This window comes from Thiobacillus sp. (genome assembly GCA_024235835.1).
In the GTDB taxonomy this organism is placed as follows: Bacteria; Pseudomonadota; Gammaproteobacteria; order Burkholderiales; family Thiobacillaceae; genus PFJX01.
In genome coordinates this window covers 225,650-241,248 of the sequence record JACKLQ010000001.1, presented here as the reverse complement: position 1 = coordinate 241,248, position 15,599 = coordinate 225,650, and the positions used below count along the sequence as shown (strand labels likewise).

The following is a 15,599-nucleotide window of genomic DNA, read 5'->3' as shown; positions in this document are numbered from 1 at the left end:
GTGCATGCGCGTGTTCTGGAATTACGAGTGCTTGAAGAGAGTTTCTCGATGCTTCGCCAACAATTGGCGGTCAGGGTAGAACTTCTCGGGAAGCTTCAACGGTTTGCCCTCGAAGCAGGCAAAGTTGTCGTGAATCGACTGGTGTGCCAGATGGTCCTTGATCCGCTTACTCAAGACCAGTCGGAAATCTTCGTCAAAAGTAATCAACCCCTGGTCAAACGCACCGTCGTGGAGCCGGGAAAGGCAAAGTCCGTTGCGCGGATTCACTCGATGCTCCGGATGGCTTGCCCAGGGCAATATATGGCTGGCAACAAGCAATTCCGGGATCGGGTTGCCAGAAATGCAGCACTGGCTCTGGTAGGCCATCAACACCATGCGTCTAAAAAAACCCTGGGCCAGTCTGATCTTGACCGTTCGTTGGCCTTCCGTGGGGCCAACTGTTGATTCCTCCGTCCTCTCGGTTGCCAATACCAATACCGGCGGAGAACACTGGGTAAGCTGGCAACGGAGTCGTTCACTTTCAATCGCAAATCTTTCCCAGTCATCATGAAATTCATCCCACACCCGCTTATCGAGTTGACTTGCGCCCGGGAGCCCCTTCACGCCGCGTGCGCGCTCCTCGGGATCGAGCGAGGTCAGGTTATTGAGTTTCATCGCCACGCTACCGGGGGTGCGGCCCAACGCATTGGCTAGTTCGACAACCTCTGATGCCCTGCTGTGCTGCCGTCCGAAAGGAATGCGGCAATACAAATTCATGACCAGAAGGAGTTCGTCACGACTCCAAGGTTTCCGGATGATGTCGGTCATGTGGGTCATCTCAGGCTTCACCACTCACGCGTGGGATGTTTGAACACTTCTTTGCCATGCCAAGCAAGAAACTGCTGCGCAGGCAGGTAATCCTTGCTCTGCGGCTCCAGCAATGGGTTGCCATGCCGCTCCAGCAGGGCGTGTTTGGTGACCTCGCCACCTGCCACGTGCTGGCTGAAAACCAGCTTGTAGCTATCGGGCAAGATCGTGAAGGCCCCAAGATCGAAAATCTTGTGGTGTAGCGCGCACAGCGCCAGACCGTTGCTTTCGATATCCGGCCCCCCTGCCTGAAACCATTTGATGTGGGCAGCTTCCAGGCCGATGGTTTGTTGCCCCAGTCGCAGGTCGTAGCCACAGACACAACAGCGGTATTCGTAGGCACGCAGTACACGCTCGCGGAAACCCGGGTCGCGGTGACGGCGCTGGTATTCAACGCTTGCCGATCTGGCCAAGCCGGTTTCGGTCAGGCTCAGGCCCACGGTGGCGAGGATGTCGGCATGGAGCGTTTCCGGGAAATGGGCGTTCAGGATGCGGCGTGCAACTTCCTGAAGAAGACTGGGGTCATGCTCAAGGGCCGCCTGCACATGCTTCGGGAAGCCACCCGTGATGTGATGCTGCCGGAGTTCCGTGAGACTGGGGGTTGCACCACGCGCACGCTCAAGGATATTGGCCGGCCCGGCAAGTTGCCAAAGTCCACCCGCATCATCAGTGGCCAGGTGCCAGAAAGGCAGGTGCCGATTCTTGCCGGCGCCCGATGGACCGAATTCGTCGATCAGTTCCTTCAGGGGTGCGTCGATCTGACTGAATTCCGCCAGCGGCGACTCTCCACGCTGAAGTCGGCCCAGCGCCAGCAACACCAGCAAGGGTTTGTGCGGCGCTCGCTTGTCGCCTTGCTGCCAGACTCGAATTCGGTCAAAGGCATCGAGTATCTGGGTACGGGTCATGCCCAATACCTCGCCTTCTCCGGTAGCACCCACCGCACCCCGCCCCTCGGGTCCTCGCGATCCCCCTTGTAGCGTGGGATCAGGTGGATGTGCAGGTGGAACACGGTTTGCCCACCCGCCTCGCCATGGTTGATGCCAATGTTGTAGCCGTCCGGTTTGTGGGTTTCGTCCAGCATGGCCTTGGCGCGGTTCAGGGCCTCCAGCAATGACTGCTGCTCGGCCTCGGTGGCCTCGAACAGGGTGGCGACGTGCCGCTTGGGAATGATCAGCGTGTGGCCGGGCGAAATCGGGAAGCCATCCTTGTAAGTGACGGTGAGGTCGTCTTCGGCCAGTACCCGGGTGGGGGCACGATGGCAGAAGGGACAAGGCTTGGTTTCCGGCAGGCTCATTTGCGCATCTTGTCGAGTCAAGCCGCATTCAGGAATTTAGCCACGGTCTGGATGAGCATGCCCGCGGCCTTGGCGCGGTCGTTCATCAGGAAGCCGAAGTCGCGGATGTCGCCCGTGAGCAGCAAGTCCGACTTGCTGGCCAGCGCCGCGCGGTAGATCGGGCAGTCCTTGTCTACCAGGCCATCGGGGCAGTTAAGGCCGGGGTTGTCGGGCACGATGCGCAATGTCTGGGCCTGGGCTTCCAGTTGCGGGGCGCACGCGGGGAACTTGATGGCGATGTTGCGCCGTGCTTCTTCCAGGGCATAGGCGCTGGTCACCAGTTGCCAGAGGCCCTCTTGCCCGAGTTCCAGGATCAGCGCGGACTTGCCCTTAAGGTTATGGGCGGCGGTGAAGAGGATGTTGGCGTCCAGGAAGAGGCGCATCAGGCCTTCCGCAATCGGTCCAGGATGCGTTTGCGTTCCGCCGGGGTGAGGCTGTCCTCACGGTCCCACTCGGCGACCTGTTCGTCGCTGTAGCGCTCGACTTCAAGAACGGCGGCGGGTTTCAAAGTGAGGACCCCTGCGCTTTCCTCGATGATCACCGCGCCGCCGGGTTCGATGCCGAGATGCTTGCGCATGCTGGCGGGCAGGGTGATCTGGCCACGATTGGAAACGATCAGGGTTTCGCGCATGTCAATTCTCCGTAATTCCGATTTTCTGAAATACGAGCATAGACCCTATCGCCCCTATCTGGGTAGACGTGGCGGTCATGGCGCGGCCCTGAGTTGCTCCACCTGCTGCCCCAAGGCGTCCAGTTCCCCATCCAGCGCCTTCTGCATCCGCTCGATTCGGTCGATGACCTTCTCCGCGTTGCTCTTGATGGTGCTGCTCCAGGTACGGATCTCGTCCAGGTACTTCACCTGGCGCTGGATTTCCTGCATGGATTTGTCGATGGCCTGGAAGTCTGCCGCCCGTTCTGCATTGTCCAGACGGGCACGCACTGCCAGGGACTTGGCGGTGAGCAGACCGGCCTTGAGCCAGGCGTCGGTGGTTTCGTCTTCGGCATCCCAGATCACGACGATGTCGTTGCCGTAGCGGGCAAGGGGCTCCATGCCGGCGGGGGCGGTACGTCGGGAGTGGATGAATAGGCCGACCCCGGCATCCCGGTTCTTGCGGGCGGTGTCGATCTCTTCCAGGGTGCCCTTCAGGTTGTAGTTACCCGCTTCCTTGATCTCGATGGCGATGCGGGCACCGGCGGCAGCGCAGTCCGGCCCCAGGGTGATGACGGCGTCCCCCACCTTGCTGTACTTGATGGCACCGGTGCTGTTGCCAGTGTCCTCAACAATGTCGCCGGCCGGGCCGACGGTGTCCTGGATGGCAACAATGCAGGCCTGCTGGAAATCATGGCCGTGGGTCGTTGAGGCAGCCTCGGCGGTCTTGCGGGCGCGCATGGCCTCCAACTCGCTCACCACCTTGGTCTGGAAGGCCTGGGCGGCCTGGTTCTGGGCTTCGATCATCTGGGCGAGTTCGCGCTTCATTCTCGCCAGGGCAGAGTTCTCTGCGTCCAGGGTGAACTCGGCACTGATGCGGCCCTGGGCTTCTTCTACCCGGCGAACCAGGCGGCTGAGGGCGGACTGGTCATTGTCCAGGGAGAATTCCTGGACCACGTCCCCGATACGCTTTTGCAGGCCATCGGAGACTTCGCCGTGCTTGTCCTTGAGTTCCTTCACCAGTCGGGAGAGCGCGCCCTCGCCGTTGTCCAGGGAGAACTCCTTCAGAATCACGTTGGCCTGCTCGGCCAGGGTCGTTTCGATATTGGCCTTGAGGGCCCCCAGGAAGCGGTTGGAGTCGTCGGGGCTCAGGTGCTGCATGAGCAGGCTGTTTTCACCCACGTGGCGGGTGAGGGTCTCGGCCAGGGTGCGTTCGGCCTGTTCCACCTGGCTGCGCATCATGCGCTCCAGTTCTCCATCCTGCTTGACCAGGCGTTCCACCCGCTCGTTGAAGCGGCCACTCAGGGGATCGAAGTAGTCCTTGAGGGTGGTGGCCAGCAACTGCTCGGTCTGGCGACGGTAGTCGGCCAGCTTGCCTTCCATCTCCTTGACCAGGCGATCTCCCTCGTTGCGTACCGATTCGGTGTCGATGCGGCCCTGGGCCTGGTTCAGGGCGATGATGCCGATCCGGAGCGCCGTACGCACGAAGCGGTTGCGCTCGCGCCCTTCCGGGTAGGAAGCCAGCGCGGCGACGGTTTCCGGGTCATCAAGATAAAGTTCCAGGCGAAATCCTGATGCCGGGGTTTCTTCCTGATTCTGCCGATCGGCGCTATCCCTGAGGCCAATGGCTTCGTGTTGTTCCAGGCTCATCCGAGTCTCCCTTTTATTTCGAAAGTGTACTCCCGGTCTGGCGACTTTTCAGGTGAGGAGGGGCGGCCTCTGGCCTGCCCCCTGCGCCAGAAACTCCGCCAGCCTGACCATCGCCAGGGTGTCCAGCCGGCAGTAGTCCCGCAGGTCCTGGATGAGGGCATTCCGGCGGTCTTCCGGCGTGGCCGGGTCGATGATCTCGCCGTAGGCCCTTTGTGCGGCGGTGCCGTCCTGGACTTCGCCCAGGGCCTGGTAGTCCAGGTCCGGGGCCACGGTGGGCAGCACGGCCTTGATGGACCAGGAGCCTTTCATGGCCGGGTGGTAGTAGTGGGCCTTGGTCAGCGGATGCAGGTCGTGGAGCCGATCCATGACTGCCTTCAATGAGGGGGCCAGGTCAGGGAGGGCCTGGGCCAGTTCGTTAAGGATGCGCCGCTCGTAGGGGCTGTAGACCAGGATGGGCCCCTCCTCCCCCAAAGCAGTCAGCAGGCTTTCGGCGAAGGGGCGCATGGGGGGCTCGCCCCGGGTTTCCAGGTAGTCCGCGTGGCGAAGCTGTCCATCCGCTGTCTGGATGTGGCAGGACCACTGGAAAGGCAGCGCCTGGAAGGGGCGGGTGCCAGCCCAGACCGGAATGGCGAAGCCGGCGGCCTCGAAGTCCAGGTAGTGACGGGGCCAGCCCAGGGCCTTGAGTTTCTCCGCAGCCTGGGGGTCCAGATACGCCTGGCCGCTGACCGTGGCCTGGTGGATGCGACGCAGGGTGGGCTCGGTGATGCGGGCTTCGGGTACCTGGCGCAGGTCGTCGTGGCCTTCCTTATGGAGTTGGCGGGCCAGCGCCTTGCCGTTCTTGCCCGGCAGCAGGTCCACGGGGTTTTCGGGGGGCTCGGGCCAGCAGTGGTGCTGGAAGGGGCAGTCGAAGGGCGTGGTGCACTGTTCCCCCGGGGCGATGTCCGGCTGGTCGCCTTGCAGCACGACCCGGGCGGCGACCAGCCAGTCGCCCACCTCATTTTCTAGGGGCTGGATGCGGTCGGTGACGTCTTCCCAGTGGAACAGCCCCGTGTAGTCGCCAGCCCCCGGGTAGATGAAGGCGGTATCCAGGTGGCCGATGCTGACCCGGCCCAGGGGCAGCCCCGCCCGTTCCGCCACCCAGGCCTGGATGGCGGCATCCGGCAGATAGTAGTCCTTCACCCCCGCCGTGGACTTGACCTCCACCAGGTGGTGGCCGCCCTGCCCTGCCCCGGGCAGCAGCAGGTCGGCCCGCACCAGCAGGCCGTCGTGCTGGAAGGCGGCCTCGAACAGGGGGGCGTCGGGCCGGGTGCGCAGGAGCTCCGCCGTCACGGCCAGGGCCTGGGCGAGGTCGTCCTGGTATTTGACGAGCACCCCGCCGGGCACCAAGTCCCGGGCCAACTCACCCACCCGGTTGCCCGTGTCGAAGCGGGCCTGGGCGGCGGCGTCCACCTCACGCAGTTCAGGCCGGTAGGTCTCCAGCCACAGCCGCCTGGGGCATTGCCGCCAGGCGATGAGGCGGGACTTGGACAGGCCCCGCCGGGTCTGGGACGCACTCATCGAGTTTCCAGGGCGGTCGGGAACCGGCCCCGGTCGTCCAGGACACCCCCGTCGTAGAAAGCGAGCAGTTTGTTCATGGCAGCAGGTTAACCCTTGGGCGGCGTGTCATCACTGTCGGGGCCCTTTCGGTACTGGGCCTTGCCCTGGGCCGACTTGCGCCGCAGGAAGGAGGGGGCCATGGCATCCATGTGCAGGTTCGTCATCTCCTCCTTGGCGGAAAGGCGGCTGCGCATGCGGCGGGTGGAGAACATGGCTTCCTTGCTGAAGCCGGCCTGGTCCTGCACCCGGGCCAGGTCCACCATGTTGGCCAGAACCTGCTGCACCCAGGGGTTGTCGGCGAAGCGCTTCCTGGCCTCGTCCAGCATCCCTTCGATGGCCCGCCAGTCGCCCCGCTGGGCGGCGGCCCGGGCCTGTTCCAGCAGTTTGGCGGCCTCCAGCTCGTTCAGGCGCTGGCGCACCAGGGCGTCCGGCAGCAGGGCGTCCCACAGGTCCGGCGACACGGCCAGCAGCTTGAGCTGGGCCGGGGGGAAGGCCACGGGCTGGCCGTCCAGGTCCACGCCGGTGACTTCCACCTGGAGCAGGGACACGAGCTCGCCGTCCTTCGGCGCCGGCACGTGCAGTTCCACCAGGGCCCAGGCCTCGGCGCCCCAGGCCAGATCCGGCAGGCGGACCCAGGGGAAGCCCCGCCGTTCTTCCACCACGTAGTCGTTGAGCAGCGTGCCCTTGACGCCCTCGGGGGTGCCCAGGGAGAGGCGCAGCTGGCGGGCGTGGAGGTTGGCGAGGAGGTCGAATTCCTCGGCGAAGGGTTCGAACAGGTCCCGGGCCGTCTCGCCGTAGTAGTGGTTGCCCTGCCCCGCCTTGGCCATGGCCACCATGAGGTCTTCGTTGAAGTCCCGGCCCAGGCCGTAGGTGGAGGTGGTCACCCCCTGGTCGGCGAGGCGGCCGCACTGGGCGGCGATCTCCGACGCATCGGTGAGGCCCTCGTTGGCGTTGCCGTCGGACAGCAGGATCACCCGGGAGAGGCCGGCCTGGCGGACCAGGTCGGCCAGTTCCCGGGCGCCGGCCTCCCAGCCGCCGTGCAGGTTGGTCATGCCGCCTGCGCTGATGGTGTCCAGGGCGGCGTGGAGGGCCTTGCGGTCGCCCACGGGCCGGGCGGGGGCCAGTACCTCCACGTGGTTGTCGAACTGGACCAGGGCGGCCCGATCCCCGGGCTTCAACTGGTCGACGATGTAGCCGGCGCAGCGCTTGGCTTCTTCCAGGGGCTCGCCGGACATGGAGCCGGAACGGTCGATGACCAAGGCCAGGTGGTAGGGGGGCCGCTCTTTCACCTGATGGGGGTTCGCATCGGGGGCCTGGACGCGCACCAGCACGGGCAGGCGCTGGTCGTGCCCGGCCACCAGGGCGGACTTGAGGGGGGTGAGCAGGACGGTGGGGGTGTTCGGGCTGGCGGGATTGTCGTTCTGGGTCATGGCGGCCTCCTGGGCGTGGTCTGGTGAGTTCAGACTACCGATCAGGAGTCTCGCCAAGTGATACTGCCCTTCACGGCCCGCCGGAATTTCGCTTCCTGGCCTGGTCCGACTCGTAGTCCAACAAGATCTGGTCCAGCACCCGGACCTCCCCTCTGGATGGCGGCCTGCAATGGCCCGGAAATTGTCCGGATGGATTCAGGGCGCACCAGCCATGGCCGCCTGCCGTTGTTCCAACAGGTAGGGCCGGTCGATGTGCCCGCCCAATTCGTCAAGAACCCCCGCGGCAAGCCCCAGGCCCGCAAAATGCGAGCGCCAGCCGTTGACCACCCGGGCAACGCGGCTTGCCTCTGCCAGTGCGCCCTGCGGCGTTAGCCAATATTGGGCAGCCGCGGTCAGCGCGTTATGTAGGGAAGATTCCGCACCGCGCTCACCAATCGTCATTGCCTGGTAGCCAAGCGATTGGCCCATGGGCAAGACGTCAAAGGCTGGGGCCAGCGCATAGTGCTGGTTCTGCGTTACCAGGAGAACGTGGTTCTTCTCATGGTCATCCGTGTTATCGATGAGTATGTTGAACACCAGCCGCCGGAAAAGCTCGTGCATTTGGTCGCGATTGACGTCGACGTCGCCCCGACGGCGAAGCAGCAGAGCCAGGTTTGGATAGGACAATTCGACCCCGGCGGCCTTCAGCGCCACGTTGGCAGACATGGCATGCAGCCGGCTACCCGCCTTGCGGTCAAAACGTCGGATAGCTATTGCTACGCCATTGTTGAACGGAATAGGCCGTGTTTCAGCGACGGAAATACCCGCCTTCGCGGCCAAAGTCATGGCTGCATGCTCGATCAAGGGTTCCGAGGGCCGGTCTTCTTCGGCGAACTTCAGGACCCATTCCTCCCCATCCAGCTGCAACAAGGCCTTCGGCCTGGCCCCACCCATCGTGACGCCCGGGGCGATCAGCCGCTTTTGCCGTTCGTCGATGGGCTCCCTGGCCAACACACGGCGAACGACATCGTGCACCGCATCAACATCCGCGAGCTTTGGCAGGGGGCCAATCACGCGTGGTAGGTAGAAAGACCGGGAAGTGGAAACACCAAGGGCGCCAAAACGGTCATCTCCCGCATGGAACAGGAACTCCATAAGGGATAGCCGTGGAGGGCGGTCAACCAAGCGAATAACGCGTTCGCCCCACCGGTCCGGTCTGGCATCGTCCACCGCGCCGGCAGCTGTATCCTTTTCCCGGGGAAAATGCTCGCTGTCAGTGAGCGGGAGGTCTTCGCTGAGCGCGAATCCCTGGGTGAGCCAATCCCTACCATAACGCAATGAGACTCCGCGCCGGTTCATGACCAGATTGAGCTCGCCTACCAGACGTGGTTCGGCTGGGTCGCCGAGGTACCAGAGATACAAAGTGTCTGGAGGCTGGGTAGCAGCGTTCACTCGGCCTCCGCTCTCTTTCCGGACAAGGCCGTTTTCGCGATGCGTGTCCGGGTGGCACGCAGCCGACTGGCCCGGCGCACATCTGTTTCCAAGGCTCGGACATCCTTGCGCGGTTCGGCCAACTCAGCCAGACCGCCTGACAACCCGAGCAGCCAGAGTGCTGTGGCGTACGCCCCCATGCTGACGGTGGGGTCGCCCTTCTCCATGCGAATCAGGGTGGGTACGGATACGCTTAGGCGGATAGCCCATTGTTTCTGGGATTCTTTGCGGCGCAGCCGGGCCAAGGCCAGATGTTCGCCAAGTGCGGTTAAGGCGGCGGCCACCTCTGGCGGCAAGGATTGAATAGCTAGTGACGACTTAGACATAGCATATAACTTATCGTAAACGGCCAATTTAATAAATTATATGTTACGTTAATGCAGTACAAAGCCCGTGGCAAGGTGCTCGGCCACGAACCAGGCTCTCGGAGCAAAATCGTGCGGATGGAAAAATGCCCCAACTCAGAGAAACAGGCGCATGGTGAATTGGCCGTCTGCCGCAAGGCAACTTGCCGCCAGGGTATTTGACCTTGTGCTTGAAGGCATGCCTCGCGCAGTGGCCGCTAGTTGCCATCGCTCACCCCCCAGGGGAACGACATGTCTTCCAGGCGGGCGATGACGTCCCCCATGGGCGATTCCGGCTGGGCCGTGATCCCTCGGTAGAGCTCCAGCGCCTCTTCGTAGTGCCCGTGCGCCAATTCCGCCCCGGTATGGAAGACGATCCGCCCCACCCGGGGCGCAAATCGGCCTCGGGTTTGTCCGGGTCCGTGATGGAGATGACGGCCGCGCCGGGATCCCCCGGCAGGGCCTCCACCGCCTTCTGGCTCAGGAACAGGACGCGTTGCAGGGTCATGGGCCAAGGCGGGGTGCAACTGCGTCTAGCACACCACCGGCAGTTCGTCCCAGTCGCTGGTGTAGGCCGGCGTCACCCGATCCCGCCGCATCTTCCAGGGCTGGCCGACGCCCTCCGCCGCGAAACGCAGCGTTCCCCGTCCCATGCGCTGGTTCGTCTCGTCCAGCACCGCCAGCAGGCGGGCGCGGGTGTCCGGGGGGGCCTGGGCGAACAGGTCTCCCTGCCGGACGCCCGCCGGCCCCAGGTCCATGAGCATCACCCCCGCCTTCTTGTAGCGGAAGCCCTGGCGGTAGATGCGCCGGAGCCCCGCCCGGGCGGCCTGGATGAGCCGGGCGCTGTCGGCGACGGGGCCGGCGAAGGGCACCGTGGCCCCCGGGTGGTACTGGGGCTCGCCGGGGATGAAGGGGTTGGTGCCGATGAAGACCTGGATGAGGCCGGCAGCCTGGCCTTCCTGGCGCAGTTTCTCTCCCGCCCGGGCGGCGTGGGTGGAGACGGACTCCAGCAGGTCCTGGAGCCGGGTCACCGGGTGGCCGAAGCTGCGGGAGGAGACGATCTGCTTCTTGGGGGGCGGGGCCTCTTCCAGGGGCATGCAGTGGACGCCGTTGAGTTCCCGCACGGTGCGTTCCAGCACCACGCTGAAGCGGCTGCGCAGGGTTTCCGGGTCGGCCATCTTCAGGTCCTGGGCGGACTGGATGCCCAGTTCCCGTAGCTTCCTGCCCCAGCGGGACCCCACGCCCCACACGTCTTCCACGTCCACCTCGCTGAAGTAGCGGATCCGGTGCCAGGGCTCCAGGTCCTGGAGGTTGCATACGCCGACGGCCTTGAAGTCCGGGTGCTTCTTGGCCAGGCGGTTGGCCAGCTTGGCCAGGGTCTTGGTGGGGCCGACGCCCACGCCCACGGGAATGCCGGTCCACTGCCGCACGGTCTGGCGCATGCGGACGCCCAGGCTGGTCAGGTCCCACTGGCCGAAGCCGGTGAAGCGCAGGAAGGATTCGTCGATGGAGTAGACCTCCTGCTCGGGGCAGAAGCCGCCGATGACGGCCATCATGCGGCGGCTCATGTCGGCGTAGAGGGTGTAGTTGCTGGACAGGGCGATGCCGCCGTTGGCGTCCATCAAGTCCCGCACCTGGAACCAGGGGGCGCCCATCCTGACGCCCAGGGCCTTGGCCTCGTCGCTCCGCGCCACGGCACAGCCGTCGTTGTTGGAGAGGACGATGACGGGAAGGCCTTCCAGGCGGGGGTTGAAGACCCGCTCGCAGGAAACGTAGAAGTTGTTGCCGTCCACCAGGGCGTACTGGCGGGAGGGAATCGTCATGACGGTCTCAGCGCAGCTTGCGCACCACGCCCTTCACCACGCCCCAGACCATCAGTTCCTGGCCCGGCTTGAACTCGATGACGGGGAAGTCGGGGTTGTGGGGCAAGAGGCGGATCCGGTCCTGCTTGCGGGAGAGTTCCTTCACCGTCAGTTCGCCGTCCACCACGGCCAGGACGATGTCGCCGTCGTGGGCCTCCAGGGCCCGGTCCACGGCGATGATGTCCCCGTCCAGGATGCCCGCCCCGCTCATGGAGTGGCCCTTCACCCGCACGTAGAAGGTGGCCGCCTCGTGCTCCACCAGATACTCGTTCAGGTCCAGCCTGCCCTCGGCGTAGTCCTCGGCGGGGCTGGGGAAGCCGGCGGGCACGTTGCCGTCGAACAGGGGCAGCGCCATTCTGACGAGCCCAGCGGGCAGCCCCGCATAGTCCACGTTGCCCCACCCATGGACAGGTGGCCGGGCCAGATAGGCCTTCACCTCGTCAACCCGGCCGACGGGGACGCGCATGGTCCTGGTGGGATTGTTGAGGGCCTTGCGCCCGGCTCCGGCACGCTTGCCGCCTCGCGTATTCATGGGGTTTTTTGAATAATGTCACAACAATCAAATTACCATGCCCAGCCAGCCCTGCATAGCCCACCCGTCGACGGTCCAGGAGGTCCGGCCGACAGCGGCGAGCGGGCCCCCATCCGTCGTATTACGATGTGACGCATTTCGTTCGGAAGGTCACCATGTCAACCTTGGCAACGCGCATCGATGATCCCACGGAGGCCGAGCCTCCCAAGCCTGCCCCCGGCCCCGGCGACACCCTCCGCCTTGCACCGGCCATGCCCCGCGCATTCCACCGAACCGTGGCGGCCGCCCTCCTCGCCCTGGGCCTTGCCGGCCCGGCCGTCCACGCCGAGGAGCAGAGCGTCCGGCCCGGCATCAACCGGTCCTACCAGGGCGCGGATTTCGCCCGCTGGCAGGGCGTCTTCGAGACCGAGGGGCGGGAGGTCTACGAGCAGCGCCACCGGATCGTCGACGCCCTGGGCCTGCGGCCCGGCATGGCGGTGGCCGACGTGGGCGCCGGCACCGGGGTGTTCTCCGTGCTGATGGCCCACGAGGTCGGCCCCGCCGGCCGCGTCGTCGCCCAGGACATCGCCCCGGAATTCGTCGCCGGCATCGCCCGCCGCGCCGAGGCCGAAGGGCTGCCCCAGCTGGTGGCCCAGTTGGGCGGCGAGCGGGACGCCCGACTGCCCGCCAACGCCTTCGACCTCGTCTTCACCAGCGACACCTACCACCACTTCGAGTACCCCCAATCCATGCTCGCGTCCCTGCGGGCCGCCCTGAAGCCGGGCGGACGCCTGGTCGTCATCGACTACGAGCGCATTCCGGGGCGATCCAGCCCCTGGGTGCTGGGCCACGTCCGCGCCGGACGGGAAACGGTGGTGCGGGAAATCGTCGCCGCCGGCTTCCAGCCCCTGCGCGCCCATGATTTCCTGCGGGAAAACTACTTCCTGGAGTTCCTGCGGCCCCAGGAAAGCGATCAATCGGGCTCCGCCGTTCCCGCGAAGGCGGAAACCCGGTCAAGGCAATAACCTGGATGCCCGCCTGCGCGGGCATGACGATTCCGGCGCTTTCGGAGCCCGCGGCCGCTGCCACGCGAACGCCCGGGCGAGGCCCGGGACGGCTCGGCCGCCCTACCCTTCGGCGATCACCGCGCCGCCGGGCCCATCGCCGGCTTCAGCCGGTTCACCGCTTCGCGGCATACAGTCCGGTGGCCCGCTCGTGCTCCGCCTTCACCAGGCCGCGCAGCGACTCGGGCTCCAGCACCTCCACGTCACCGCCGTACTTGAGGATGTCCATGATCAGCTCCCGGTGGTCCGCGTAGGGAATCTCCAGGACGTAGCGGCCTTCCGCGTCGAAGTGGCCCTTCTGCCTGGGGTGCCAGCGCTCGGAGCCGACCCAGCGGGCCCGCTCCGCGGTGAAGACCAGCCGGGCCCACTGCACCTTGCTGCCCGTGAAGATGCCGTAGCCGGGCCCCAGCACCTCGTCGACGCTGCGCTTGGAGATTTCCCGGGCGGGCTTTTCCAGGACCTCCACGTGCTGGATGGAATCCACGGCGAAGTTGCGCAGTTCGTTGCGTAGGTGGCACCAGGCGTCCAGGTACCAGTTTTCGCGGTAGTGGACCAGCCGCTGGGGGGACACCTCCCGCTCGGTGACCTCGCCCTTGCCCTTGGAAAGATAGGTGATGTCCAGCCGCTTCCTGCGCAGCAGGGCCGACCCCACCCGCTCGAAGTGGTCCAGCTTCAGCTGCCGCTGGCCGATGCCCACCACCAGCACCCGGCGGCGGATCTCGTCCGCCGTGTCCTCGGCGGTGCCCAGCAGGGCATTCAGCCGGGCCATGAGGGGCCGGACGTGGGGGGTGAGGATGCCCCCCGGGTCCAGGTTGGCCAGCAGGTGCTGCATGGTAAGCAGGGCGTGGATCTCCGCCGGGGAGAACCACAGGCCCGGCAGTTCGTACTGGCCGCCGATCTGGGGCTGGCCCTTGTCGAAGCGGTAACCGCCTTCCAGCCGGTCGTAGACGATGGGCGCGTTGAGCCGGGTGCGCATGTATTCCAGGTCCCGGCGCAGGGTGGCCCGGGACACCTCCAGGGCCTCCTGCATCTGCTGGAAGGTGACCAGTCCCTTGTCCGTGATCATCTGGTCGATCTTGTAGAAGCGCTCGGTCTGGTTCACGGATTGCCCTCTCTATGGTGGTCGCGCCCCGGGGTGGCCCGCCGGAGATGCCAAGGATGCCTTTCCCCCCTATCCTATGGCCTCTTCCCATCATCGACAAAGCCATGGCCAGGATCATTCCCGACGGTTGGCGCGAACTGGAAGTGAGCGGCGCGGCCGCCCGGGAGATCGAGACCCTGGGGCGCCTGGCCGAGGCGCTGGCGGACGACTACACGGTCTACCACGCCGTCCACTGGACCAACCTGGACCGGGGCTTTGCCGTCTACGGCGAGATCGACTTCGTGGTGGTCAACCGGGCCGGAGACCTGCTGCTCATCGAGCAGAAGAGCGGCTTCCTGGAGGAAACCCCGGACGGCCTGGTGAAGCGCTACGCGGACAAGACCAAGAGCGTGCCCATCCAGCTGGCGCGCAACGCGGACGGCCTGCTGGCCAAGCTGAAGAAGCGCGGCGGCTGCGGGGAAGTCCACCTGGACTTCCTGCTGTACTGCCCGGACTACACGGTCAAGCAACTGGAGACCGCGGGCATCCCCGCCCAGCGCATCGTGGACGCCCGGCAGAAAGACCACCTGGCCGCCTTCGTAGCCAGCTTCCTCCCCCCGGGCGAGCCCCACAACAGGGCCAACGAGGTGCACCGCTTCCTCCGGGACGTGATCCAGCTGGAAACCGACGTGAGCGCCCTGGTGGGCCGGGCCCGCAGCCTGGTGACCCGCATCTCGGGCGGCCTGGCCCACTGGGCGCGCCAGCTGGAATTCGAGCCTTTCCGCCTGCGGGTGACGGGCACCGCCGGCTCCGGCAAGACCCAGCTGGCCCTGCGGGCCTTCGAGGACGCCGTCCAGCAAGGCAAGCGGCCTCTGTATGTCTGCTTCAACCGCCCCCTGGCGGACCACTTCCAGGCCATCGCCCCCCCGGGCGGATGGGTGGGCACCCTGCACATGCTCTGCGACCAGCGCGTGCGGGAGACCGGCGCGGTGCCGGACTTCACCCTGCAGAACGCCTTCGAGGACCTGGTGGCTCGGGCCAGTGCCCTGCCCGTCACCGAGGCGTGGCGGTTCGATACAGTCATCGTCGACGAGGGCCAGGACTTCTCCGAGACCTGGCGCGACCTGGCCCTGGGCCACGCCAGGCCCGGTGCCCGCCTGTTCTGGCTGGAAGACCCCCTGCAGAACCTGTACGGGCGGGACCCGGTGCCCCTGCCGGGCTGGGTGGTCATGAAGGCCACGGGCAACTACCGCAGCCCCCGGCCGGTGGTGCGCATGCTCCAGTCCCTGCTGCCGGAGGCCCAGGCCATCGAGGCGGCGGGCCCCTTCAACGACGCCGGCCTGGAGGTGCTGACCTACGCGGACGGCGAGGGCCTGCGGGAGCGAGTGAAGGAAGGCATCCGCCTGTGCTATTCGGCGGGCTTCAGGAAGGAAGACGTGGCCGTGGTCACCTTCCGGGGCCGGGAGCAGTCCGCCCTTTTCCCCTTCACCCAGCTGGGGCCCCATGTCTTCCGCACCTTCACCGGACGCTACGACCTGCTGGGCCATCCCCTTTATTCGGAGGGGGAGCTGCTGCTGGAAACGGTCTATCGCTTCAAGGGCCAGGCCGCACCGGCGGTGGTCTTCGCCGAGATCGATTTCGAGGAACTGGACGAGAAGACCGTGCGCAAGCTCTTCGTGGGAGCCACAAGGGCCATGATGAAGCTGGTGCTGGTGATGTCGGAACGCTCCGCGCAACGCCTCATGGACCGGATAGGATGAGCA

15 protein-coding genes are annotated in these 15,599 nt (G+C 65.6%); 2 read left to right on the top strand and 13 right to left on the bottom strand.

Annotated elements, in window-relative coordinates; all coding sequences use genetic code 11:
* Positions 1-21: 21 nt before the first annotated feature.
* The 12 genes from H6935_01230 to umuD all read right to left on the bottom strand — a co-directional run bounded on the left by H6935_01230 (position 22) and on the right by umuD (position 11,712).
* Positions 22-807, bottom strand: a complete 786-nt coding sequence (locus tag H6935_01230; GenBank protein ID MCP5276967.1) for an HNH endonuclease — start codon at positions 805-807, stop codon at positions 22-24.
* 17 nt (positions 808-824) lie between these two features.
* Entirely contained in the window at positions 825-1,751 is a 927-nt protein-coding gene (locus H6935_01225) for an HNH endonuclease (protein ID MCP5276966.1), read from the bottom strand.
* Complete coding sequence (locus H6935_01220; GenBank protein ID MCP5276965.1) at positions 1,748-2,140, bottom strand: HIT family protein; 393 nt, start codon at positions 2,138-2,140, stop codon at positions 1,748-1,750. Before H6935_01220 ends, H6935_01225 begins: the two co-directional genes overlap by 4 nt.
* A gap of 17 nt (positions 2,141-2,157) precedes the next feature.
* Positions 2,158-2,562, bottom strand: coding sequence for a PIN domain-containing protein (locus H6935_01215; protein ID MCP5276964.1), 405 nt, complete (start codon positions 2,560-2,562; stop codon positions 2,158-2,160).
* Complete coding sequence (locus H6935_01210; protein ID MCP5276963.1) at positions 2,562-2,810, bottom strand: AbrB/MazE/SpoVT family DNA-binding domain-containing protein; 249 nt, start codon at positions 2,808-2,810, stop codon at positions 2,562-2,564. Before H6935_01210 ends, H6935_01215 begins: the two co-directional genes overlap by 1 nt.
* Before the next feature lie 75 nt (positions 2,811-2,885).
* A complete protein-coding gene (locus tag H6935_01205) occupies positions 2,886-4,478 on the bottom strand; it encodes a hypothetical protein (protein MCP5276962.1) in 1,593 nt (530 codons plus the stop codon).
* Between the two features lie 48 nt (positions 4,479-4,526).
* A complete protein-coding gene (locus tag H6935_01200; GenBank protein ID MCP5276961.1) occupies positions 4,527-6,035 on the bottom strand; it encodes a DUF2779 domain-containing protein in 1,509 nt (502 codons plus the stop codon).
* A gap of 86 nt (positions 6,036-6,121) precedes the next feature.
* Positions 6,122-7,561 (bottom strand): VWA domain-containing protein, encoded by a 1,440-nt coding sequence (locus H6935_01195; protein MCP5276960.1) that lies wholly within the window; start codon positions 7,559-7,561, stop codon positions 6,122-6,124.
* Between the two features lie 138 nt (positions 7,562-7,699).
* The gene (locus H6935_01190) at positions 7,700-8,842 is read right to left on the bottom strand and encodes a HipA domain-containing protein (protein ID MCP5276959.1); all 1,143 of its coding nucleotides are present in this window, start codon (positions 8,840-8,842) and stop codon (positions 7,700-7,702) included.
* Positions 8,843-8,931: 89 nt separating this feature from the next.
* The gene (locus H6935_01185) at positions 8,932-9,300 is read right to left on the bottom strand and encodes a helix-turn-helix domain-containing protein (GenBank protein ID MCP5276958.1); all 369 of its coding nucleotides are present in this window, start codon (positions 9,298-9,300) and stop codon (positions 8,932-8,934) included.
* Positions 9,301-9,851: 551 nt separating this feature from the next.
* Positions 9,852-11,141, bottom strand: a complete 1,290-nt coding sequence (locus H6935_01180) for a Y-family DNA polymerase (protein ID MCP5276957.1) — start codon at positions 11,139-11,141, stop codon at positions 9,852-9,854.
* Positions 11,142-11,148: 7 nt separating this feature from the next.
* Positions 11,149-11,712, bottom strand: a complete 564-nt coding sequence (gene umuD / locus H6935_01175) for a translesion error-prone DNA polymerase V autoproteolytic subunit (GenBank protein ID MCP5276956.1) — start codon at positions 11,710-11,712, stop codon at positions 11,149-11,151.
* A 251-nt stretch (positions 11,713-11,963) separates the two neighbouring features.
* Between umuD and H6935_01170 the strand changes: the two genes are divergently transcribed.
* Positions 11,964-12,716: a methyltransferase domain-containing protein gene (locus H6935_01170; protein MCP5276955.1), complete on the top strand. Its 753-nt coding sequence runs from the start codon at positions 11,964-11,966 to the stop codon at positions 12,714-12,716.
* Positions 12,717-12,870: 154 nt separating this feature from the next.
* On the opposite strand, the gene H6935_01165 is transcribed toward H6935_01170, so the two are convergent.
* The gene (locus H6935_01165; GenBank protein MCP5276954.1) at positions 12,871-13,857 is read right to left on the bottom strand and encodes a YafY family transcriptional regulator; all 987 of its coding nucleotides are present in this window, start codon (positions 13,855-13,857) and stop codon (positions 12,871-12,873) included.
* A gap of 104 nt (positions 13,858-13,961) precedes the next feature.
* Here H6935_01165 and H6935_01160 point away from each other — a divergent pair, with 104 nt between their 5' ends.
* Positions 13,962-15,596, top strand: coding sequence for an ATP-binding domain-containing protein (locus tag H6935_01160; GenBank protein ID MCP5276953.1), 1,635 nt, complete (start codon positions 13,962-13,964; stop codon positions 15,594-15,596).
* Positions 15,597-15,599 lie beyond the last annotated feature (3 nt).